This is a genomic window from Prevotella sp. kh1p2, from assembly GCF_900111525.1.
GTDB lineage: Bacteria > Bacteroidota > Bacteroidia > Bacteroidales > Bacteroidaceae > Prevotella.
Genome location: NZ_FOHY01000011.1, coordinates 108,127 through 130,407, shown reverse-complemented (window position 1 = coordinate 130,407; position 22,281 = coordinate 108,127). Strand labels below are relative to the sequence as shown.

Annotated in this window: 18 protein-coding genes and 1 tRNA gene; 10 read left to right on the top strand and 9 right to left on the bottom strand. The window is 52.5% G+C overall.

Annotation, left to right across the window (positions count from 1 at the left end; all coding sequences use genetic code 11):
- Window positions 1–254 precede the first annotated feature (254 nt).
- Genes BMW31_RS08185 through BMW31_RS08160 form a run of 6 tightly spaced genes read right to left on the bottom strand, consistent with a single transcriptional unit; the run spans window position 255 to window position 2,906 of the window.
- Window positions 255–485 carry a hypothetical protein gene (locus BMW31_RS08185; protein WP_091823868.1) on the bottom strand — a complete coding sequence of 77 codons (231 nt, stop codon included), beginning with the start codon at window positions 483–485 and terminating at the stop codon, window positions 255–257.
- 4 nt (window positions 486–489) lie between these two features.
- A complete protein-coding gene (locus BMW31_RS08180) occupies window positions 490–744 on the bottom strand; it encodes a hypothetical protein (protein ID WP_091823864.1) in 255 nt (84 codons plus the stop codon).
- A gap of 27 nt (window positions 745–771) precedes the next feature.
- Complete coding sequence (locus BMW31_RS08175) at window positions 772–2,046, bottom strand: PcfJ domain-containing protein (protein ID WP_091823861.1); 1,275 nt, start codon at window positions 2,044–2,046, stop codon at window positions 772–774.
- Between the two features lie 3 nt (window positions 2,047–2,049).
- On the bottom strand, window positions 2,050–2,469 hold the full coding sequence (locus BMW31_RS08170; protein ID WP_091823858.1) for a PcfK-like family protein: 420 nt from the start codon (window positions 2,467–2,469) through the stop codon (window positions 2,050–2,052).
- Window positions 2,470–2,483: 14 nt separating this feature from the next.
- Window positions 2,484–2,705 (bottom strand): hypothetical protein, encoded by a 222-nt coding sequence (locus BMW31_RS08165; protein WP_091823855.1) that lies wholly within the window; start codon window positions 2,703–2,705, stop codon window positions 2,484–2,486.
- A gap of 12 nt (window positions 2,706–2,717) precedes the next feature.
- The gene (locus tag BMW31_RS08160; protein WP_091823852.1) at window positions 2,718–2,906 is read right to left on the bottom strand and encodes a hypothetical protein; all 189 of its coding nucleotides are present in this window, start codon (window positions 2,904–2,906) and stop codon (window positions 2,718–2,720) included.
- An 840-nt stretch (window positions 2,907–3,746) separates the two neighbouring features.
- Here BMW31_RS08160 and BMW31_RS08155 point away from each other — a divergent pair.
- Window positions 3,747–4,889 carry a hypothetical protein gene (locus BMW31_RS08155; RefSeq protein ID WP_091823849.1) on the top strand — a complete coding sequence of 381 codons (1,143 nt, stop codon included), beginning with the start codon at window positions 3,747–3,749 and terminating at the stop codon, window positions 4,887–4,889.
- Window positions 4,890–5,640: 751 nt separating this feature from the next.
- On the opposite strand, the gene rsmA is transcribed toward BMW31_RS08155, so the two are convergent.
- Window positions 5,641–6,429 (bottom strand): 16S rRNA (adenine(1518)-N(6)/adenine(1519)-N(6))-dimethyltransferase RsmA, encoded by a 789-nt coding sequence (rsmA, locus tag BMW31_RS08145; RefSeq protein WP_091823843.1) that lies wholly within the window; start codon window positions 6,427–6,429, stop codon window positions 5,641–5,643.
- 455 nt (window positions 6,430–6,884) lie between these two features.
- On the opposite strand from rsmA, the gene BMW31_RS08140 reads away from it, so the two are divergent.
- The 5 genes from BMW31_RS08140 to BMW31_RS08120 all read left to right on the top strand — a co-directional run bounded on the left by BMW31_RS08140 (window position 6,885) and on the right by BMW31_RS08120 (window position 15,600).
- A complete protein-coding gene (locus BMW31_RS08140) occupies window positions 6,885–7,883 on the top strand; it encodes a lysylphosphatidylglycerol synthase transmembrane domain-containing protein (RefSeq protein WP_091823889.1) in 999 nt (332 codons plus the stop codon).
- Between the two features lie 45 nt (window positions 7,884–7,928).
- A complete protein-coding gene (locus BMW31_RS08135) occupies window positions 7,929–9,383 on the top strand; it encodes an aminoacyl-histidine dipeptidase (RefSeq protein WP_091823840.1) in 1,455 nt (484 codons plus the stop codon).
- A gap of 284 nt (window positions 9,384–9,667) precedes the next feature.
- Window positions 9,668–10,594, top strand: a complete 927-nt coding sequence (locus BMW31_RS08130; protein WP_091823837.1) for a magnesium transporter CorA family protein — start codon at window positions 9,668–9,670, stop codon at window positions 10,592–10,594.
- A gap of 149 nt (window positions 10,595–10,743) precedes the next feature.
- Entirely contained in the window at window positions 10,744–12,714 is a 1,971-nt protein-coding gene (locus BMW31_RS08125; protein WP_091823834.1) for a DUF349 domain-containing protein, read from the top strand.
- Window positions 12,715–13,164: 450 nt separating this feature from the next.
- Window positions 13,165–15,600: an FAD-dependent oxidoreductase gene (locus BMW31_RS08120; RefSeq protein ID WP_091823831.1), complete on the top strand. Its 2,436-nt coding sequence runs from the start codon at window positions 13,165–13,167 to the stop codon at window positions 15,598–15,600.
- 129 nt (window positions 15,601–15,729) lie between these two features.
- Here BMW31_RS08120 and BMW31_RS08115 read toward each other — a convergent pair whose 3' ends face one another.
- Entirely contained in the window at window positions 15,730–16,842 is a 1,113-nt protein-coding gene (locus tag BMW31_RS08115) for a DEAD/DEAH box helicase (protein ID WP_091823886.1), read from the bottom strand.
- Between the two features lie 163 nt (window positions 16,843–17,005).
- Window positions 17,006–17,076, bottom strand: a tRNA-Gln gene (locus tag BMW31_RS08110).
- Between the two features lie 513 nt (window positions 17,077–17,589).
- Between BMW31_RS08110 and rsfS the strand changes: the two genes are divergently transcribed.
- Genes rsfS through BMW31_RS08090 form a run of 4 tightly spaced genes read left to right on the top strand, consistent with a single transcriptional unit; the run spans window position 17,590 to window position 21,994 of the window.
- A complete protein-coding gene (gene rsfS / locus BMW31_RS08105; RefSeq protein ID WP_091823827.1) occupies window positions 17,590–17,949 on the top strand; it encodes a ribosome silencing factor in 360 nt (119 codons plus the stop codon).
- 49 nt (window positions 17,950–17,998) lie between these two features.
- Window positions 17,999–20,083, top strand: coding sequence for an ATP-dependent zinc metalloprotease FtsH (gene ftsH, locus BMW31_RS08100; RefSeq protein ID WP_091823824.1), 2,085 nt, complete (start codon window positions 17,999–18,001; stop codon window positions 20,081–20,083).
- 60 nt (window positions 20,084–20,143) lie between these two features.
- Window positions 20,144–21,007 (top strand): phosphatidate cytidylyltransferase, encoded by an 864-nt coding sequence (locus BMW31_RS08095; protein ID WP_091823821.1) that lies wholly within the window; start codon window positions 20,144–20,146, stop codon window positions 21,005–21,007.
- Between the two features lie 27 nt (window positions 21,008–21,034).
- Window positions 21,035–21,994: a glycoside hydrolase family 5 protein gene (locus tag BMW31_RS08090; protein WP_091823818.1), complete on the top strand. Its 960-nt coding sequence runs from the start codon at window positions 21,035–21,037 to the stop codon at window positions 21,992–21,994.
- Window positions 21,995–22,281 lie beyond the last annotated feature (287 nt).

Here is a 22,281-nt window from a genome sequence, read left to right as displayed (position 1 = left end):
AACTTGTAATCTATTTCTTCGTTTGCCATCTTAAAATAAACGTGTTAAACTACTTTTTTATTGGTGCCTGACACAGTTTACTTTACACTCTCGAGCAGATATATAGAACATAAACTTTCCTTGAATTTTCGTTATTTTTGAATCACCGGTTCACTTTCAAAAGTAACGGGATGTCAAGGTTTCTTTGCTCCTTTCTTTTTCGCCCTTTTCCTGCTCATGAAAGAAAGGAGCGGTCGGCAAATCTGCCGACCGCTTTACTCCGTCTGTTCTTCTTGAACGGTTATCCGTCCCGTCCTTACTTCGGGGTGTGTGGAAAAAGCCCAATTCACCTCTTCATCGGGAAGGAGACTGTGAATGTACCCTCCCATGACCAATCCGCAATCCTGAAGGACTTTTTGCCGTGCGTCCTCCCTGCTGTCGGCAACCACCTCAAACACGCCATCGAAGATGTACTGTGTCCGTACTCTGTAAACTTTTCCTTTCATATTCTCAAAATTCAACCTTTAATAATCTGTGTTCCTTTGGTTCGCCATTGGATAACCTGCGATGGGTTAGCCAAAAATGATGCGCTCCATATCCATAGACAAAGTATTTGTCAAGTTCCGTTTCTTCGGCTATTTTGCTGATTGCCGTTCTTAATTCTTCCTTGCTGGAGGATATGGTTATCGCATTGATAACCCTAATAAGTATGTGCGGTATCTTGTCCGCCCAGTTACATACAATACTTTCTATTTCCACTTTCATTTTTGTAATATTTTGATGATTTATATTTTAAGCCGTTACCTTCATCCGTTGACTGATTAGTCTGCTGTTGGCATTGACGAGTTTCACGATTTGGTCGTGGTATTCCGTGCTTTGATTGCATAAACCCCGACTTTGCACCACTTCCAAAGTTTTCAGTGATACCTCTATCGTCTCTATCCGTCTGCCCTCAATGGTAGCCGAAAGGATTAGTGAGTCCTCCTTGAGGTAATATGCGTTGGAAAATACGCAATGGTGCATGGAAACTCCTTCTTCCAAATGTTCCTGTACGCTCTCCAACACATGGACTTGGATTGTACCATCGGTAAAGCATATACCGAAGAACTTGGATTTAAGTTCCTTAAATTGTTTTTCATCTTCCATCACCTTTTGCCGTTTCCGTTCAAGTTCCTCCTTTATCCGTTTTCGGTTGAGTTCCTCGTACCTTCGGTCGTGCTCTGCTGTAAGGTCGGCAGGACAAAGATACTTGGGGCTGTGGATGTCCTTGCCTAACCTGCGAAGCATATCCACATAATCACACCATAAGGATATGTCGGTTATATCGTAGCCGTTGCGGTTGGCTATCTTGTAGGACTGCCAATATTCGTCAAGAGCCTTCGTCTTATTAAGGAAATAGCGCAAATGCTCTGTGCGCCCTGCTTTCATCAATGTTTCGGCACGGCTGTCCGTGAGCAACGCAGGTATCAACGTTGTAGGCTCTATGCCATAGAAATTGTCCTCAAAGCCATTCCTGCGCAGGGTGTCCGATGCCTTGAACTTCGGATATATCGGGGAATAGGCTGCATATCGGTAGGCTTCATTGTCGTTGCGGATTGCCATAGGGGTGTAGAATGAAAAGGTATCAACATATCTTCCCAATGTGCGTGGAATGGCTACTATAGCTTTCCTCCCCTCTGCGTTCCACCAATACTGCCCGATTTCAAGCGCATAATATTCAGCCTTGCAGCCTTTCTCCATTCCTGCCACGAGGAGGAACATTCGCAACACTTGATACTCTCCATAAGCGGTAAGTATCGTGAAGTAGTGCTTCTGCTGCAATTTGCGCTCGAAGGTTTCCCTAACATGCAACTTTGCCCTGCAATGGGGGCAGGTGCAGGTTTCTTTGGGTTTGCCCATCACCCAACTATGTCCGCAGTCCATACAGGTGGTGCGACCTTTGGGCAGTCGGTAGGCGAAGTGGCTTATGCACTCACGGAAAGCCCATTTGCTCTGTTGCTTTGTTATCGGGCGAAGGTGCTTGCTCTCGGCAAGGACTGCTTTCTCAAATTTGTTTCTCGGTTTCATAATTTAAAAATCGAATAAGGATTGTTGTACTTGGGTTGCTGCGTTCTCGGCTTTCTTGGGGCGTGCGTTACGGCTCTGCATCTTGGTGAGTTGCTCACGCTGATACCGCCTGATGGCTTCCTGCCTTGCCTCGGCTTTCTCTTCCTCCGTGAGTTCCACAACATGATTGACGGCTATATGGCATTGTAAGGGGTTGCCTATCTCTATGTTGTCCTCGTCATAGTAGTGTACGGCAAGCGAATAGACCTCACCGTCGGTCAGACCGTTGCAACCTCCCTTATATATTTCATTAAGCATATAAGTGATGCAGTCGTCAATGCTCTTTCCCTGCTTGTGGTAACTTTTCGCAAAGAGTTCATCTTCCATTGCCCTGTTCTCCAAATAGCATTGGATGGTTTGTTTGAAATGTTCCGTTGTTTTCATATTGCTTCTATTTATTAAATGATTGTCTGAATGATTTTCTTTGTGTCCTGTGTTTCCATTGTCTCAAAAAGAAAGTCAATGAAATCTTTTCTTGCATCCCTCCGCAATTCCTTGTAGAGTGTTCTCAAGTTGGAGTTGTTGCCGTTGATATAGGTTTCCACCATATACACGAAGATGTTTTCGACTTCATAAAATCTGCATTGCTGTGCAGCTGTCTTGCTGTGTCTTGTTTCCATGTCTTATTCCGTTTATAAAGTTAGTATCCAAAGAATGAGGATAAGCAGTCCCACGAATGTGAGCATATAGAGTATGGTTGCCCAAATGACCCTGCCAATCCCGACAATGGTTTCCACTGCCAATGCCACCACCGCAGAGATACACCAAAGAATGATGCAAAGGAGCAGGCCCAGACCTTTGAATGTAATGTTTTTTGCCATATTGTCATTTTTTTTATTTTTAATGCGGATTCAGGAGCCTGAGGGAATTGAGTTTCACTGATTTTTCCGTCTCCCGTTTATCCGACATTTTTTTTGCGTCTTTCTGTCGCATCGGTCATTTTCGTTTCAGGAGCCTGACAAAGGTAGGGATTAGAGTATGCAAGGTTTTTCGAGAAAATACTACCCGAGGCATGAGGTGTGGAGATTTTCTCGAAAACAGGATGCCTGACCTTGCAGTATCGTATATCCCGGAATTACCTTTGCTCCTGAACGGAAAGGGCGGATGCGTACCGTGAAAGGCAGGCAATGGAGGTAAACGGAAAAGAGACGGAATGGATGAAAGATAACATTCGTGTGCGCACGAATGACAAATAGTCTCTCTGAAAGAAAATGAAGGCAAAAGCTAATCAACAGAAGGACAAAGCCAAAGGAAAAGTGTCAATAGTCTGACATATCGGACTTGATCGTATATGTCAGGCGGGACTTTTTTCAGGGTTTGTCCATAAGGAAAAGAGGTCTTTCCAATTTAAGGGGGAAACTTGTATTGCCCCTAAATAGGAAAGACTGCTTTTCTGAAAAATACGGCTTTTGCCTTCATTTTCCGAAAAGAATATGTATAAAAACGACATGGACACTTATTCCCTATAAAACTTTTATAGGAAATATGTTGCTTATCAACAAAAAATATTATCTTTGCACACATAAAGAGTTGTTTGAAACAAGTGCAAAACATAGAAGTTCATAGAATTTGAGTTGTAACTAATTCGTAACCCTTTTTCAGTTTTCTGAATTATATATCCTCATTTTCAATTACTTACAAAGAATATACTCTTTTTTATTTTGAAGAAGTCCGTTTTCATCCTTTCAGTTCTGGCGGTTCTCGTTCTCGGTTCCTGCAAAAAAGGTTTTCCGCCCCCTCTGAACAGCTTAGGAACCGCCGCCGACAGCCTCATCACTGCCGACATGCAGCTCACTGACTCGGCCCGGTGGGTAAAACTTTCGCCGCAGAAAGCCGACTCCCTGCTCCACGGCATCATCCTCGGAAACCCCAACCAACCACGCCGCGTTTGGCTTTACGGCATCAAGCGCCTGCCCGGAGACCGTCTGCTCTGCGGCTATGTGGTAGAAAGCGGACCGTTTGAGATGGTGAGACGCGAGATGTATTTTGCCACTTACGACGGTAGCGGACGACTGACGGATGGCTTGCAATGCTGCCGGCTGGACAGCATGCAGCTGTACCTGCCTTTCTTGTTGCAGCGAAACAGCAAACAGGAGAAACTGTTTGACAACAAAGGCAACAATTGGCAGGCTTCCGAATGGAGGTTCACTGATGACGAGAACTTCAGCATAACCGAGTTCTCATCAGCCTTCGGCGCCATGGGCGACAGCATTACCATGAGCCGTTTCGGACTGACAACCTACCATTTCCGCATCAACGCCGACGGTACCTTTACCCTTACCGACCACAAATTCAAACCTACGGGAACGAACTTCGGTTTCTTCTTTGAGCTACACATGGCCAAGGAATACGACCTGATGAGCAGGTTGCCCGTTTCGGCCGACGTATTGGGGCGCATGGAACGCCTGCAGCAGGAAGTCTGCCGGCGCACTTATCCCTACATAGACACCCTGTACACGAGCCGGGGAACCACTTGGTACGAAACTTCCAAATACTGGGACAACCTGCGAATGCAGACTATCGCCAGCCAGTTCACCACAGAGATGTACTTCCGAGACCCCGAGCGCTTCCTCCGGTGGCTCTATGCACACCCGCAATCGGGTCTTGCTCTGGCGCTTGAAGCATGTATCAACCCCGACAAGGGCCAGCTTTCGCTCAAGCGACTCGCCCGCGACATTGATGCCGCAACAGCACCTGACGGCGACAGGTTGCACACGGCAAGGATGCGGGAGTACCTGCACAGCCTCATCAGTGAGTGGGAGTACGATCCAATCTTCTACGCTACCGACCACGAGTTCGATTAACCTCATCCTCCCTTTTTGCAGCTCCAAGACAAAATATTATTACTTTGCAGCTTGCAAATCATCCCCTCCTAAATTGTGAATTGTGAATTATGAATTGTGAATTATCACCTCGTTGCTTGCAAAATCACCCCCTTCTAACCTCCCCTTTCTAAGGTGAGGAACAGCTGCTGTGGGCTTACTGTGGGTTTGCTGCTTAGGTTTTAAGACAGAGTAACAGAGTATTTTTCCTGCTGCTGAGCGCTTGCTGCGAGTTCGCTGCTTGTTTTTAAAGACAGAGTAACAGAGTATTTTTCCTGCTGCAGAAAACATGCAGCTACGATTACTCCCCTTAGAAAGGGGAGGATACCAGTTTGTCTTTTCGCAAACCGTTGCTTACTCATTCTTCCTACTCAGCAAACCCACAACAGCGAAAAAATTACTCTGTTACTCTGTCTTTCAAAATCAGCAGCAAACCAGCAGCAAACCCACAACAGCGAAAAAAATACTCTGTTACTCTGTCTTTAAAAACAAGCAGCGAACTCGCAGCAAGCGCTCAGCAGCAGGAAAAACACCCTGTTACTCTGTCTGAAAATAAGGGCGGGAACATAACGGGATAGCAACCCGCGGGACGGAGCTATGCTTCAAGGCCTTTGAACAATACCTTCAACAGGCTTGAAGATGCCCTTCTAGGGGCTTGAAAGGCATCTTTTATAGTCTCGTTTGTAATTTATTGATTTACAATAGCTTACAAACGAGGACACAAAAGGGGAATTCAGAGAACTCCGGCCACGAGGTTCGTAAGCTCCACGAACTGCGGGATGGAGAGCTGCTCGGGACGCTTGGTCATGATGTCGCGGGCAAAGAAGTCGGCTCCGGGCATGCGCTGGGGGAACAACTGGCGAAGACTGACGCGCAGCATCTTACGCCGCTGGTTGAACACAGCTTTCACCACGCGCTTGAAGAGCGCCTCGTCGCAACCCAAATCGGTTACGTCGTTGCGCGTCATCCGTATCACGGCGCTCTTCACCTTGGGCGGTGGATTGAACACGTCCTCATTGACCGTGAAGAGATACTCTACGTTGTACCATGCCTGGATGAGCACGCTCAGAATGCCGTAGGCCTTGGTACCGGGCTCTGAAGCCATGCGTTGGGCCACTTCGCGCTGTATCATGCCGGTGCAGCAGGGTATGAGTTCCTTGTTGTCGAGCATCTTGAAGAAGATTTGAGAGGAAATGTCGTAGGGATAATTGCCCGTGAGCACGAACGGTTTACCGCCGAAGACGCCACGCAGATCCATGCGCAGAAAGTCCTCGCCGATGATGTTGTGGCGCAGCTGCGGCCAGGCCTCGTGCAGGTAGGCCACGCTCTCGGCATCAATCTCCACGGCCTTCACCTCGCGTTCTTTTGTCACCAGGAACTGCGTGAGCACGCCCATGCCGGGCCCAATCTCCAGTATCGGGATGGCCGGACATGCGTCTACGGTGTCGGCAATGCGGCGGGCAATGTTGAGATCGGTCAGGAAATGCTGGCCCAGGTTCTTCTTCGGTCTTACTGATTTCATGTTATCGGCTTTATCGGGCAAAGTTAATCATAATATTCGGAAACAAGAAGTGGCGGGCCGATAAAATCGACCCGCCACCTTATTTGATTGTTCTAAACTTTCTGAGTAAGAATATTGAGCTTACTTGTTCTCAACATTCATCTTTCCATTCACGTTTACTGCCTCTGCAATCATGATTGCTACGATGGCAAATGAGAATAATAATACCATAATCTTTTTACCTTTCTTTTAAGTTATCCTTATCTGTCTTGTTATCGATTGCAAAGGTAGAGCTTTTTTGTGTGTGCGTAAACAAAAGCAAGGAAATATGTGTCGAAAGGGGCGTTTTATTGATTAAGGTCAACGGCTGGCGCCGTGAGGTTGACCTACATCAAGCGTTCTTTTTGGCCGGGGGGCTGAAAAAAGGGAGGTTATATTTTGTGTTTCATCCTTTTTATCGTAACTTTGCGGTTATGATGCAAATGAAGAAAGCGGCTAACACCACGATGAAAGTTGCGCTGTCACTCCTCTTGGGCGGCGCCATTCTGTACTGGATGTACCGCGACTTCGACTTCCGGCGCGTGGAGCATGTGCTCTGGCACGAGATGAACTGGACGTGGATGCTGCTCTCCTTTCCGTTCGGCATCCTGGCACAGATGTTCAGGGGCTGGCGGTGGAAGCAGAGTCTGGAGCCCATCGGCGAGCGTACGCGGGCCTCGGTGCGCGTGCATGCCGTGTTTCTCTCTTACGCCGTGAGCCTCATCATTCCGCGTATAGGCGAGTTTGCGCGCTGCGGCGTGCTGGCAAGGTACGACAAGGCGTCGTTCCCCAAGGCGCTGGGCACGGTGGTAACGGAGCGGGCCATCGACTCGTTGCTGGTGCTGCTCATTACCGGACTCACGTTTCTGTTCCAGATAAAGGTATTCAACACGTTCTTTGACAAGACCGGCACAAGCCTCGACACCATTCTGCGCGGCTTCTCGCTCACGGGCTGGATAGTTACCGGTGTATGTGCGCTGGCCGTGCTCATACTGCTATTTTATCTGCTGAGGCGGCTCTCCATATATAATAAGGTGAAGAACACGCTGCACGGATTGTGGCAGGGAGTGACGTCGCTCAGGAGTGTGAGGAACGTTCCGCTGTTCATCTGCTTCACCCTGGCGATATGGGGCAGCTACTTCCTGCACTACTACCTCACGTTCTTCTGCTTCGAGTCTACGGCCCATCTGGGGTTGGCCTGCGCGCTGGTAACGTTCATCGTGGGCTCCATAGCCGTCATCGTGCCCACTCCAAACGGTGCAGGGCCGTGGCATTTCGCCGTGAAGACCATGCTCATACTCTACGGCGTGGCCGATACGGACGCGCTTTACTTCGTGCTCATCGTACACTCCGTGCAAACGCTTCTTGTGGCTCTGATGGGCGTTTACGCCTGGATGGCGCTCTCGTTTACCGAGACCGGAACCGCCAACGCCTGAGAGCAAACCATGAATAGAACCATAAACTCTAAATAAACAACAACTATGAGTGAAATCAAAAACTTAAAGCCCGAGGGCATCTGGCGCAATTTTGATGCCCTGACACAGGTTCCGCGTCCGTCCGGACACCTGGAGAAAGTACAGCAGTTCCTTCTTGACTTCGCCAAGAAAGCAGGCGTAGAGGCCTTCAAGGACCCTGCCGGAAACATCGTGATGCGCAAACCGGCCACGCCGGGTTATGAGAATCGCAAGACCGCCCTGCTGCAGGCACACATGGACATGGTGCCGCAGAAGAGTCCGGACAGTGACCACAACTTTGAGACCGACCCCATACAGACTTATATCGAGGATGGATGGGTGCACGCCAAAGGCACCACGCTGGGCTCAGACGACGGCATCGGAGTGGCTGCCATCATGGCCGTGATGGAGGACAAAGAGCTGAAGCACGGCCCCGTGGAGGCACTTATCACGGCCGACGAGGAGACGGGCATGTACGGTGCCAATGACCTGCCGGAAGGTGAACTGCAGGGTGACATCCTGATGAACCTCGACTCCGAGACCTGGGGAAAGTTCGTCATAGGCTCTGCCGGAGGCATTGACATCAACGCGACCTTAGGCTACAAGGAGGTGGAAAACACCGAGACGGCTGCCGTAAAGGTAACGCTGAAGGGCTTGCGCGGAGGCCATTCGGGCCTGGAAATCAACGAGGGCCGCGCCAATGCCAACAAACAGATGGTGCGACTGGTGCGTGAGGCCATCGAAAAATGCGGTGCCCGACTGGCCACCTGGCACGGAGGAAACATGCGCAACGCCATCCCCTTCAAGGCCGAAGTGGTGCTGGCACTGCCCAAAGAGAACGTAGAAGGACTGAAGAAGATGGTTGCCGGCTGCAGGGAAGCTATCGAGGACGAGTTCAAGACCATAGAAAGCAACGTGGAATTCTTCGTCGAAGACGCTGCGGCTCCGCAGACGCTGCTGCCCGTGGAGATACAGGACAACCTCGTAGATGCCATCTACGCCTGCCACGACGGCGTTATCCGCATGATTCCAACCTATCCGGAAGTGGTGGAAACATCATCAAACCTGGCCATCATCGACATTGAGAACGGTCTTGCAACCATCAAGATACTGGCCCGCTCATCGCGTGAGGACATGAAGCAGTACATCGTCAACACGCTGCAAAGCTGCTTCAACATGGCCGGTATGAAAGTGGAAACCAGCGGAAGCTACGGTGGCTGGGATCCTAATCCGGACAGCGAGATACTCAATCTGCTCAAGAAGATATACAAGGAGCAAACGGGCAAGGATGCCGTTGTGCAGGCCGACCACGCCGGACTGGAGTGTTCCGTCATCCTGGGCAAGTATCCGCACATGGATGTTGTGAGCTTCGGGCCCACCCTCCGCTCACCTCACACGACGGGAGAGCGCTTCGAAATCGCCACGGCAGAACCCTTCTGGAACCTGCTGAAGCAGGCTTTGGAAGAAATTCCTGCCAAATAAACCATCTTAAAAGCAAAGCCGGAAGAACGCAACTGTTGTTCTTCCGGCTTTTTCTTATCCATGAGCGCCCCTTCGATAGACTTTTTTCAGGAAAAACACAACTAAAGTACAAAATATGTGAAGCAATGGAACGGGATTATGAATTAATTTTGTTACTTTTGCAGCACCAAACCAAATCAGAACGAATTTATGGACGATTATCACGCGGAAAATATGAACTTGTAAGCTGGGGAACAGTGCTCTGACACCAATCTCCAACTTATTTAAACATGGAGATTAGTGAAATGAAGACATACTGGAATATAGAAAAGAACCTGACCACCATCAAGGAGTGGCAGCCCAACTGCTGGATACAAGTAACATGTCCAACTGATGAAGACCAGCGAGAGCTGGAAGATAAATTCAACATACCCGATTATTTCCTCTCGGACATCAGCGATACCGACGAACGTGCACGCTATGAGTACGACGACGGATGGATGCTTATCATCCTCCGCATACCCTACGTGAAGGAGATACGCTCGCGTACGCCCTACTCTACCGTACCTTTAGGCATCATTCACAAGCGTGATGTAACCATCACCGTGTGCTATTACGAGACCAATGTGATGCTCGACTTCGTGAGCTACCAGCAAAAACGCGGCGTTGGTTTTACCGACTACGTAGACATGATATTCCGTCTCTTCCTCTCGAGTGCCGTCTGGTACCTCAAGAGACTGAAGCAAATAAACGCTCTCATAGAGAAAGCAAAGCACAATCTCGACCACGAGGTGAACAACGAAAACCTCATCGGGCTCAGCCGCCTGCAGGATTCGCTCACCTACTTCATCACCTCTATCCGCGGCAACGAGAACCTCCTGCAGAAGCTGAAGTTCAAACTGCAGGTCGACGAGCTTGATGCAGACCTGATAGAAGACGTGAACATCGAGATGACGCAGGCCCGCGAAACCACCAACATCTATTCCGACATTCTGGAATCGACCATGGACACCTATTCAAGTATCATCAACAACAACATGAATACGGTGATGCGAACCCTCACGTCGGTGAGCATCATCATGATGTTCCCTACGCTCATAGCCTCTCTCTTCGGCATGAATCTCATCAACGGGATGGAAACCAACAAGTTCGGATTCCTCATCGCGCTCGTTATTTCCATATTCGTTTCGGGCATTACATGGTGGATTTTGCGCCGTAAACGCCTCGTTTAGACGAAAAAAACGCAAAAAAACACGTTTTCATTAGGCAATTACAATATTTTTATTTAAGTTTGCAGAAAGCAATGGATGTTTGAAACAACATCACGCATCACCATGCGAAGCATTGAAAAACCATGTCAGAAACTTAAAGCAGTGAAACGATGGACTCTCAAGACAACATCCTGGAACAGGGTAAAATAGAAGACGAAAAGAAAGTGGAAGAGGTTGCTGCAGCAGCACCAAGCGCTGAAGAACCTGCCGCAACGGCAACTCCCGAAGTAGAAACAGCCGCTGAGGAGCCCGCATCCGCCCCCGAACAGGCGGAAGCAGAACCTGCTCCGGAGGCTCAGCCTTCCCAAGATTCCGAAGCTCAAAAGCAGGAGCAACCCGCACCGGAGGTTCCTGAACAGAAGTCATACAGCACCAAAGAGGAGGTGCTGGGGCGCGTCAAGGAGATTGCCCACAACGAGGAAAATCCCGACAAGGACGAAATTGACCACCTGAAAACCACCTTTTACAAGCTGCACATAGCCGAACGTGAAGCGCAGCAGAAAGCTTACATCGACGCCGGAGGCGACCCCGAGAAGTATGAGGTACTGCCCGATGACGCCGAGGAGGAGTTCAAGGCCGAGATGATAATCATCAAGGAGAAGCGTGCCAAGATTTTCCAACAGGCCGAAGCCGAGAAAGCAACAAACCTGAAAAAGAAACTCGAGATTATTGAAAAGATAAAGACGATGGCCACTTCGCCCGAAGCAGCCAACAAATCATTCAATGAATTCAAGGAACTCCAGCAACAATGGAAAGAAATCAAGAGCGTACCGGCCGACAAAGCCAACGAGTTGTGGCGTAGCTACCAGCTCCATGTCGAGCAGTTCTACGACCTGCTGAACCTCAACCGCGAAGCTCGGGAGTACGATTTCAAGAAGAATTTGGAGCTTAAAATCAAGCTCTGCGAAGCTGCCGAGCACCTGGTAGACGAGCCTGACGTTATCAGCGCCTTCCACCAACTGCAGGAGCTGCACCAGCAATACCGCGAAACAGGCCCCGTGGCCAAGGACTTACGCGAGCAGATATGGACGCGTTTCAAGGCTGCCTCCACCGTTATCAACAAGCGACACCAACAACACTTCGAGCAGCTGCGGGCCCAGGAGGAAGACAACCTGGCCAAGAAGACCGCCCTCTGCGAAAAAGTAGAAGCCATAGCCAAGGAAGAAAACAAGACTGCCGGCGACTGGGAGAAACGCACCAAGGAAATTATAGCCGTACAGGGCGAATGGAAAAAGATTGGGTTCGCACCGCAGAAGATGAACGTCAAGATATTCGAGCGCTTCCGCGCAGCATGCGACGACTTCTTCGGTCGCAAGGCCGAGTTCTTCAAAGGCATGAAACAGCGCTTTGCCGAGAATGCCGAGAAGAAGAAAGCTCTCGTGGAGAAAGCCCAGGCTCTGGCCGATTCTACCGACTGGAAGTCGACCAGCGACAAGCTCATCGCCCTGCAGAAAGAGTGGAAAACCATAGGTACAGTGCCCAAGAAGTTAGGCGACCAGCTCTGGCACGACTTCCTCGCTGCCTGCAACCACTTCTTCGAGGCCCGCAATGCCGCCAATGCAGGCACGCGCAACGTGGAGCATGAGAACCTTGCCAAGAAGCGAGACATCATTGCCAAGCTAAAAGAACTGGCCGAGAATGCGGCCGACGACACTGCCGACAAGGTGCAGCAGCTGGTGGATGAATACAACCAGGCCGGCCACGTGCCCTTCAAAGAGAAGGACAAGATATACAAGGAGTACCACGACGTGCTCGACAAGCTCTACAACGAACTGCACATATCGGTGGCACGCCGCAAGTTGGACAACTTCAAGAGCAACCTGAAGAACGTAGCCCGACGCGGTGAAGACGCTCTGGACAACGAGCGCGGACGCCTCATGCGCCGCTACGAGCAACTCAAACAGGAAATAACAACCTACGAGAACAACCTCGGCTTCCTCAATGCAGCCAGCAAGAAGGGAAGCAGCCTGCTCGACGAGCTGAACCAGAAGGTACAGAAACTCAAGGACGACGCCGAACTCGTGCGCCAGAAAATCAAGGCGATAGACAAGCAAAACGAAGAAAGCGAAGAAGAAGAGTAGGCGCATCACGCCCTGCAACGCATACAGAATGGCCGGCCAAATACCGGCCATTCTTTTTTTATACCTGCCCGACGACCGGCTCGAAGATATCGTTCGGGAACTTTCGACACTTGTCGCACGATCGTGCGACACTTGTCGAATGATTGTGTGACAAGTGTCGAAAGTTCCCGGAGCACGTCTTCAGCCCGCCTGATGAAGCCTTGCAGGACGCCGCGAGGTATGCTGCAACCGGCATGCGGCATGGCGCGAGGACTGCAGGTGCCGACCGACCGACGAGCCGAATATTATTTTCCAACAGAAAATGTTAATCTTTCAGCCAATGTGTTAATAGTTCTTAGGATTGATATAGTTTTCCGTTGGAAATTTGTAAGGCTAAGGATTAGCCGCTATCTTTGCATTGTTTTCCGTGGGAAACCATTAAAAACGTAACAATAACAAACAGACAGATAAATGAAGCACATCATCATTGGCGGCGTTGCCGGGGGAGCCACGGCAGCCGCGAGAATAAGAAGAGCCGACGAGCAGGCCGAGATTTTGCTCGTTGAAAAAGGCAAGTACATCTCCTATGCCAACTGTGGGCTGCCCTACTACATAGGCGGCGTGATAAGCGAACGCGACAAGCTGTTCGTGCAGACGCCCGAAGAGTTCTCCCAACGGTTCAACATCAACGTGCTCACACAGACGGAGGCCGTGGCCATTGACACCCGGGCAAAGACCGTGACCCTGCGCGCAGACGGCCGCGAGTGGCAGGAGCAGTACGACCGACTGCTGCTTTCGCCCGGCTCGTCGCCCGTTCGTCCGCCCCTGCCCGGTATCGATTCCGAGGGCATTTTCACCCTTCGCAATGTCGAAGATACCGACAACATCAAGCACTACATGCAGCAGCACGCCGTCAGGGAGGCCGTAGTGGTGGGCGGAGGGTTCATAGGTCTGGAGATGGCAGAGAACCTGCACCGGGCCGGAACCCATGTTTCCATCGTCGAGATGGCCAATCAGGTCATGGCGCCTGTTGACTTCTCCATCGCTTCTCATGTGCATCGAGAGCTCATGGACAAAGGTGTGAGCCTGTATCTGGAGAAAGGTGTCGACCATTTTGAGCAGAACGCAGACGGCAGCCTGCAGGTGTTCTTCGGCTCGGGCGAGAGCATCAAGGCCGACCTCGTGCTGCTTTCCATCGGCGTAAGGCCCAATACGGAGCTGGCCAAGGCCGCGGGCATAGCGCTCGGAACGCGGGGCATCAAGGTAAACAGCTATCTGCAAACCTCTGCCGAGGATGTTTATGCCGTGGGCGATGCCATAGAATACCCGCATCCGGAATACGGCGAGCCGTGGCTCAACTACCTGGCAGGGCCAGCCAACAGGCAGGGCCGCATCGTTGCCGACAACATGGTGTACGGCAACCGGACCGAGTACGAGGGCGCCATCGGCACCTCCATAGCCAAGGTCTTCGGCCTCACGGTGGGCTCCACGGGGCTGGCGGCCAAGCGGCTCAAGCAACTCGGCATCGGCTACGAGAGCAGTATCACCGTCAACCAGTCGCATGCGGGCTACTATCCCGGTTCGTTCATGCTGACCACCAAGCTCACCTTCGACCCCAAGACGGGCAAACTCTACGGCGCGCAGTACGTGGGGCACGAAGGCGTTGACAAGCGGATAGACCAGATTTCCATACTTATCAAGCACGGCGGAACCATCTCCGACCTCACTCAACTTGAGCACGCGTACGCTCCCCCGTTCTCTTCGGCCAAGGATCCCATTGCCATCGCCGGCTACACGGCATGCAACATAGCCTCCGGCCAGATGCCCGTCATCCACTGGCGCGACATCAGCCAGCTCGACCTGAACGAGGTTCAGCTCGTAGATACGCGCACACCAGAGGAGTTTGAAACAGGAACCATTGACGGTGCTGTGAACATTCCGCTCGACGACTTGCGCCAACGCATGGGCGAGTTGAGCAAGGACAAGCCCGTGGTGGTGTTCTGCGCCGTGGGCTTGCGCGGCTATCTGGCCACCCGCACGCTGATGGCAAACGGCTTCAGTGTGCGCAATCTCTCCGGCGGATACAAGACCTGGGCCCTCAACACGCAACGCATAGAGAACCGGAAACCGGCTGACGCCGGGCAGAACCAAACCTGCAACAAGGCTGCAGCACCCGTGCAGCGGCTGCACATAGACGCATGTGGGCTGCAATGTCCCGGTCCTATCATGAAACTCAAGCAGGCCATGGACGCCATAAAGGTCGGAGAACAGATTGAGGTGACGGCTACCGACGCCGGATTTCCACGCGATGCACGCGCCTGGTGCAAATCTACAGGCAACCAAATCGTATCGGAGAACGAGCAAGACGGCTACTACACCGTTGTTTTCTGCAAGCAACCCAGTCAGCCGGCGGCCGCCGTGGGCGCTGCTCCGGGTGCCAGGAACAAGACTCTCATCTGCTTCAGCGACGACCTGGACCGCACCATTGCCACCTTTGTGCTGGCCAACGGAGCGGCCGCAACGGGTCACAAGGTTTCCATCTTCTTCACTTTCTGGGGGCTCAATGTCATCAAGAAGGAGCACAAGCCGGCCGTGAAGAAGGATTTCTTCGGACGTATGTTCGCCCACATGCTGCCCAAGAGCAGCCGGCAGCTGCACCTCTCGCAAATGAGCATGATGGGTATGGGCGACCGCATGATACGCTACATCATGCGCAAAAAGAACATCGCATCGCTGGAGGAGCTGCGGCAGCAGGCCCTGAACAACGGCGTGGAGTTCATTGCCTGCCAGATGACGATGGACATGATGGGCATCAGGAAGGAGGAACTCCTGGACGGCGTGACCGTAGGAGGTGTGGCCACCTACATGGAAAGGGCCGAGAATGCGGGCGTGAACCTGTTTATCTGAAACCGCGCAGACCGAAAACGCCGGCCGCGGTTACGGCTGCCGAGGCGGACAAACAAAAAAAGGAATGGAGCACAACGGCTTCATTCCTTTTTTGTTTAAGCTGATATCGGAGCCCTGCCCGGCCGCTGCTTACTGCACGCGGCTGAGCTTGTGGCCCGTAAGTTTCTGTATATCGCGTACCATCGGATAGTCTTCCTTGGTGCAGAAGGTCAGCGCCACGCCGCTGTGGCCGGCTCTGCCGGTGCGCCCGATGCGGTGAACATAGGTCTCGGCAACGTCGGGCATGTCGAAGTTCACCACCAGTTGGAGGTCGTCTATGTCGATACCGCGGGCTGCAATGTCAGTAGCAATGATGACGCGCGTCTTCTTCGACTTGAAGTTAGACAGTGCCCGCTGCCGTGCGTTCTGGCTTTTGTTGCCGTGTATGGCGTCGCAGTTGATGCCGCGAGCCTTGAGTTTCTTGGCTATCTTGTCGGCTCCGTGCTTGGTGCGGGCAAAGACAAGGGCCGTGTTCTGCCTGTCGGTACCCAGTACCTTGACCAGCAGGTCGACCTTCTCGGGCTTTTCAACGAGGTAGAGCCGCTGGTCTATGGTGTCTACCACCGACGATACCGGCGCCACTTCAACGCGCTGCGGCTTGTATAGCAGCGATTTGGAGAGCGTGGCTATACTCTCGGGCATGGTAGCCGAGAAGAACAAAGTCTGCCGCCGCTTAGGCAACAGCGGGATGATACGCTTGATGTCGTGGATAAAACCCATGTCCAGCATGCGGTCGGCCTCGTCAAGAACGAAGTGGCGTATCTGTTCCAGCGAGATGATATGCTGTCCGATGAGGTCGAGCAGACGGCCGGGAGTGGCTATCAGTATGTCGACGCCGCGCTGCAGTTGGGACACCTGCGCACCCTGCTTTACGCCTCCGAAGATGACGCACGAGCGCAGCCGGGTGTTCTTGGCATAATCCTCCACGCACTCCTCTATCTGTATGGCCAGCTCGCGTGTGGGCGTCAGGACGAGCGCCTTGGGCTGTCGGCCGCCCGTATCGGCAGCCGACATGAGCTGCTGGATAATTGGGATAGCAAAGGCTGCCGTCTTGCCGGTTCCCGTCTGGGCGATGCCAAGGAGGTCGCGGCCTGTAAGTGCGGCGGGGATAGCCTGTTCCTGAATGGGTGTGGGGGTTTCGTAATGTTTTGCCTGGAGCGCCTTGAGAATGGGCTCCGCGATATTCAATTCTTTAAATGTCATCATTTTACGTTTCGCTATACGGTGTATAGCCTGTTATCTGTTTATTTATAATGGGCCGTCGGCAACCGTTTTTCCGGCCAGTATCGGCCGGCCGGCGAGGTGCCTTGCGGCATAAAGAAAAAAGCTAAACAGTCGGTCTCCAACTATTTAGCTTCCTTTTGAGTTGGGATACCCGGATTCGAACCAGGAATGACAGGACCAGAATCTGTAGTGTTACCATTACACCATATCCCAAAGTCGGTTTACAACACGTTTCCGAATTGCGTTTGCAAAGTTACGCATTTTTTTATTACCACCAAAAAAAACACGCATTTTTTTCACGATAACCGGTCAGAAAAGTGATATTCCGGTGTCAGGAGCACGATGTTTCCCCGTTTTCGGGCCCCCAAAAAGCACTTCTCACGGGGCTTGCTGACCATCGGGCGGGGTGTAAAAAGCATGCTTCGGGAACTTTCGACACTTGTCGCACGATTGTGTGACACCTGTCGAATGATTATGCGACAAGTGTCGAAAGTTCCCGAACGTCATCTTTTGCACCTCAACTGCAGGCCCGCAGCAACCGCAGTCGGGGCCGGCAGCTCCCCCTGCCCTGCCGCCGGCAGCCGCACGGGTACGGGCTGCCAGCGGCGGAGGCGGCAGACGGGGTGGCGTTTTCCTCCAAAAAAGACAAATAAAGCGAGTTTTTGAATGTTATTCCAACAAATAGGTGTAACTTTGTAGCGTATAAACACAAATGCGTTTAATTGAATGACAGAAACAAAACAACTCGTTAAAACCATTACAAAAGGCATACAGGAAAAGAAAGGACAGGACATCGTGATAGCCGACCTCTCGGGTATAGACGGCAGCATAGCCAACTACTTCGTGGTATGCCAGGGCAACTCGCCCTCGCAAGTGGAGGCTATAGCCGAATCCGTTGGCAACTTCTGCCGCAAAGATGCAGGCGAAAAGCCTCTGAACGTAGTAGGTCTGGGCAACGACCAGTGGGTGGCCATGGACTACAGTGACGTGCTGGTGCACATCTTCCTGCCCGAAACAAGGACCTTCTACGACCTGGAAAACCTGTGGGAAGACGCCAAGCTGACAAAGATTCCCAATGCAGACTGACTTTGGCATGACATTTGATAGCCGTTAGTTACATCAATAGAAACAACGTATGGACAATAAAAACAATTACAACAACCCTGACAACAACCAGCCAAAGATGCCACGTTTCAACATGAACTGGTTCTACGCGGTGGTTTTGTTGGGCTTGGTATTGCTCTTCCTTTCGGGAGGCGGCGAGGCTCTCACGGGTTCGCCGGCTGCCAAGGAGGCATCCTATACAACCTTCAAGGCTTACATCGAGAAGGGCTATGCAGAACGCGTGGTGGTTAACAAGGACGACGGAACGCTCAAGATGTACGTCCGCGCCACGAAGATAAAAGACGTTTTTCACAAAACAGCCAAAGAGGTAGGGCCCTATCCCTACGTGAGCGTGCAGACGGGTTCTATCGATGAGCTGGAACGCTACCTTACCGAAGCGCAGAAACAAGGCAAGATTGTGGAGTTCAGTTACGAGAACCAAAAGAGCAACCTCTTGTTCGACATCCTCATCAACACGCTGCCCTGGATTCTTCTTATTGTGTTCTGGTTCTGGCTCATGCGCCGTATGAGCGGCGGGGGAGCCGGTGGCGGAGGCGGAGTGTTCAGCGTCGGCAAGTCGAAAGCACGCCTGTACGAGAAAGGCAACGACCTGGGCATCACCTTCAAGGACGTAGCCGGGCAGGAAGGAGCCAAGCAGGAAGTGCAGGAAATCGTTGAGTTCTTGAAGAATCCGCAGAAATACACCGAGCTTGGTGGCAAGATTCCAAAGGGCGCCTTGCTGGTAGGACCGCCGGGAACGGGCAAGACACTGCTTGCAAAGGCCGTGGCCGGCGAGGCCGGTGTGCCCTTCTTCTCCATGAGCGGCTCCGACTTTGTAGAGATGTTCGTGGGCGTCGGCGCCAGCAGAGTGCGCGACGTGTTCTCCCAAGCCAAGCAGAAAGCGCCGTGCATCATTTTCATCGACGAGATTGATGCCGTGGGCCGCGCCCGCAGCAAGAACCCGGCAATGGGCGGAAACGACGAGCGCGAGAACACGCTCAACGCCCTGCTGACGGAGATGGACGGCTTTGGAACCAACAGCGGAGTCATCGTTCTGGCCGCTACTAACCGCGTGGACATGCTCGACAAGGCACTGCTACGCGCCGGAAGGTTTGACCGCCAGATACACGTTGACCTGCCCGACCTGGCCGAACGCAAAGCTATCTTCCAGGTGCACCTGCGCTCCGTGAAGATTGACAACACGGTGGATATCGACTTCCTGGCCCGACAGACGCCCGGCTTCTCTGGTGCAGACATCGCGAACGTGTGCAACGAGGCTGCTCTTATAGCCGCCCGCCACAACAGCAGCCATGTAGGAAAGCAGGACTTCCTGGACGCCGTGGACCGTATCATCGGCGGACTGGAGAAGAAAACCAAGGTTATGACGGCCGAGGAGAAACGGAGCATCGCCATCCACGAGGCCGGTCATGCCACCATCAGCTGGTTCTGTCAGCACGCCGACCCACTGGTCAAGGTTACCATCGTGCCGCGCGGACAGGCTTTAGGAGCCGCCTGGTACCTGCCGGAGGAACGCGTCATCACCACCAAAGAGGAAATGCTTGACGAGATATGCGCCCTCTTGGGAGGCCGTGCAGCCGAAGATCTCTTTACCGGACATATCTCCACGGGAGCCATGAACGACCTGGAGCGCGCCACGAAGAGCGCCTACGGCATGGTTGCTTATGCGGGCATGAGCGACAAACTGCCCAACATCTGCTACTACAACAACCAAGAATACCAGTTCCAGCGCCCCTATTCGGAGACTACTGCTAAGATAATGGACGACGAGGTGCTCAAGATGATAAACGAACAGTATGCACGCGCCAAGCAGATACTGACCGAACACAAGGACGGACACAAGCAGCTGGCCGACCTGTTGTTCCAGAAAGAAGTCATCTTTGCCGAAGACGTGGAGCACATTTTCGGCAAGCGCCCGTGGGAAAGCCGCTCTCAGATTATCATCAAGGAGAACGCCGCCGATGACGATGTGCCCAAGCTGGAAGACATGCCCGATGAAGTAAAGCAGGCACAGGCCGAACACGAGAAGGCTGTGGCAGAGGCCCGTAACGCCGAAACGCAAGCTCCGGCCGACACCAACGATACTGCCCAATCATAGAAACAACCATAGGGGGATGGATGTGCCATACATCCATCCCCCGTTTTAATGAATTACACGATGAATGACAAAGTGAAGAACCTCATTGTACGCACCATTACGGGCATTCTGTTCGTAGCCATCATGGTGGTGTGCTTCCTGCGTCCGCTGGCCATGATATTCCTTTTCGCCCTCATCACGGGCATGACCATCTGGGAATACTGCGGCCTCGTGAACGACCTGCGCAACGTAACCGTGAACCGTTTCATAGCCACCGTGGCCGGCGTTTACTTCTTTCTGGCCGTGGCTGGCGTCAACAGCGGCTACGTACAGACCAATGGCGTCTTCGTGCCTTACCTGCTCACCATCATCTACCTGTTCATCAGCGAGCTTTATGTCAAGACAGAAAACGCCATCAACGACTGGGCCTACGCCATGCTCTCACAGCTCTACATCGCCCTGCCGCTGTCGATGATAAACGTGCTGGCCTTCCGCACGGCCCCCGACGGCGCCATCAGCTTCTACTACCTGCTGCCGCTGTGCATCTTCATCTTCCTGTGGACCAACGACACGGGTGCCTATTGCTGCGGTTCCCTCTTCGGAAAACACAAGCTGTTCCCGCGCATCAGCCCCGGCAAGAGCTGGGAAGGCTCCATCGGAGGAGGCGTTCTGGTGCTGATAGTTGCCGCCTCCATCGGCTGGTTTGAGAACCAGGGAGCCAACCTCTCCGGCCTAACCATTGCCCAGTGGGTGGGCCTCGGCCTCGTCGTAGTGTTCTTCGGAACCTGGGGCGACCTTGTAGAGAGCCTCTTCAAGCGCACCTTGGGCGTTAAAGACAGCGGCAACGTGCTGCCCGGACACGGCGGAATGCTGGACCGTTTCGACTCCTCGCTCATGGCCATTCCGGCCGCCGTGGTCTATCTGTACACGCTTACGCTATTCTAATCAGACATCAATTACAATACTGCTGACATGATGAAGAAACTCCTCCTTTTGTTATTCAGCACCCTGCTCACGGCCGGCGCCTTTGCCGCCACGCCCGTACAGAAGTGGGGACAGCTGCAGGTGGTGGGCACGCAACTGTGCGACCGGCACGCAAAACCCGTCGTTCTGCGCGGCGTGAGCATGGGGTGGCACAACTTCTGGCCACGCTTCTACAACCAGCAGGCAGTGAGCTGGCTGGCCAAAGACTGGCACGCAACCGTTGTACGCGCCGCCATGGGAACCATCAACAACGACAACTACATCGACAACCCGCAACACGCACTCGGCTGTGTGGAGCGAGTGATAGACGGCGCCGTAAAGAGCGGCATCTACGTTATCATCGACTGGCATTCGCACAAGTTGCAAACGGCCGAGGCGGTGAAGTTCTTCGGCATGATGGCCCGTAAGTACGGCAACCGCCCAAACGTGATATACGAAATCTACAACGAGCCGGTTGAGGACTCGTGGGAGAGCCTGAAGGACTACGCCCGGCAGGTGATAGGCGAGATACGCAAGTATGATGCCGACAACATCGTGCTCATCGGCTGCCCGCACTGGGACCAGGACATTGACAAAGTGGCAGCAAGTCCGCTCACGGGCTTTACCAACATCATGTACACCGTCCACTTCTACGCCGCCACCCACAAGCAAGAACTGCGCGACCGGATGGTGAACGCCATCCGTGCAGGCGTGCCCGTATTCGTCAGCGAGAGTGCAGGAATGGAGGCATCGGGCGATGGACCGCTCAACGCAGCCGAATGGCAACGGTGGATAGACACCATGGAACGGCTGCACGTGAGCTGGGTCAACTGGTCGGTTTCCGACAAGGACGAAACCTGCTCCATGCTACTGCCACAGGCCAAGAGCACCGGCAACTGGAATATAAACAGCGTTGTAAAGCCCTGGGGCAAGATGGTAAGGACGGCACTGCGCAAGTACAACCCCTAAACAACCTTCATCCCATATCTCTGGCAACTGCCAAGATATGGGATTTTTGTTGCTTGTTTGATTGCTGCTTGGGTTTTAAGACAGAGTAACAGAGTATTTCTTTCGCTGCTGTGGGTTTCCTGCTGGATGGCTGCTTGGGTTTTAAGACAGAGTAACAGAGTATTTCTCTTGCCGCTGAAAACCTGCAGCAACGGTTCCTCCCCTTAGAAAGGGGAGGTTAGGAGGGGATGATATCTTAAGCTGCATGACTAATCTCTGCCATCAGGTCATCCCCTCCTCCGCCTCCC

What these genes read in the sequence shown, in the direction of transcription:
- BMW31_RS08185 (WP_091823868.1), bottom strand. Translation starts at nt 485, where the DNA reads ATGAAAGGAAAAGTTTACAGAGTACGGACACAGTACATCTTCGATGGC.
- BMW31_RS08180 (WP_091823864.1), bottom strand. Translation starts at nt 744, where the DNA reads ATGAAAGTGGAAATAGAAAGTATTGTATGTAACTGGGCGGACAAGATA.
- BMW31_RS08175 (WP_091823861.1), bottom strand. Translation starts at nt 2,046, where the DNA reads ATGAAACCGAGAAACAAATTTGAGAAAGCAGTCCTTGCCGAGAGCAAG.
- BMW31_RS08170 (WP_091823858.1), bottom strand. Translation starts at nt 2,469, where the DNA reads ATGAAAACAACGGAACATTTCAAACAAACCATCCAATGCTATTTGGAG.
- BMW31_RS08165 (WP_091823855.1), bottom strand. Translation starts at nt 2,705, where the DNA reads ATGGAAACAAGACACAGCAAGACAGCTGCACAGCAATGCAGATTTTAT.
- BMW31_RS08160 (WP_091823852.1), bottom strand. Translation starts at nt 2,906, where the DNA reads ATGGCAAAAAACATTACATTCAAAGGTCTGGGCCTGCTCCTTTGCATC.
- rsmA (WP_091823843.1), bottom strand. Translation starts at nt 6,429, where the DNA reads ATGAAATCAGTAAGACCGAAGAAGAACCTGGGCCAGCATTTCCTGACC.
- BMW31_RS08140 (WP_091823889.1), top strand. Translation starts at nt 6,885, where the DNA reads ATGCAAATGAAGAAAGCGGCTAACACCACGATGAAAGTTGCGCTGTCA.
- BMW31_RS08135 (WP_091823840.1), top strand. Translation starts at nt 7,929, where the DNA reads ATGAGTGAAATCAAAAACTTAAAGCCCGAGGGCATCTGGCGCAATTTT.
- BMW31_RS08130 (WP_091823837.1), top strand. Translation starts at nt 9,668, where the DNA reads ATGAAGACATACTGGAATATAGAAAAGAACCTGACCACCATCAAGGAG.
- BMW31_RS08125 (WP_091823834.1), top strand. Translation starts at nt 10,744, where the DNA reads ATGGACTCTCAAGACAACATCCTGGAACAGGGTAAAATAGAAGACGAA.
- BMW31_RS08120 (WP_091823831.1), top strand. Translation starts at nt 13,165, where the DNA reads ATGAAGCACATCATCATTGGCGGCGTTGCCGGGGGAGCCACGGCAGCC.
- BMW31_RS08115 (WP_091823886.1), bottom strand. Translation starts at nt 16,842, where the DNA reads ATGACATTTAAAGAATTGAATATCGCGGAGCCCATTCTCAAGGCGCTC.
- rsfS (WP_091823827.1), top strand. Translation starts at nt 17,590, where the DNA reads ATGACAGAAACAAAACAACTCGTTAAAACCATTACAAAAGGCATACAG.
- ftsH (WP_091823824.1), top strand. Translation starts at nt 17,999, where the DNA reads ATGGACAATAAAAACAATTACAACAACCCTGACAACAACCAGCCAAAG.
- BMW31_RS08095 (WP_091823821.1), top strand. Translation starts at nt 20,144, where the DNA reads ATGAATGACAAAGTGAAGAACCTCATTGTACGCACCATTACGGGCATT.
- BMW31_RS08090 (WP_091823818.1), top strand. Translation starts at nt 21,035, where the DNA reads ATGATGAAGAAACTCCTCCTTTTGTTATTCAGCACCCTGCTCACGGCC.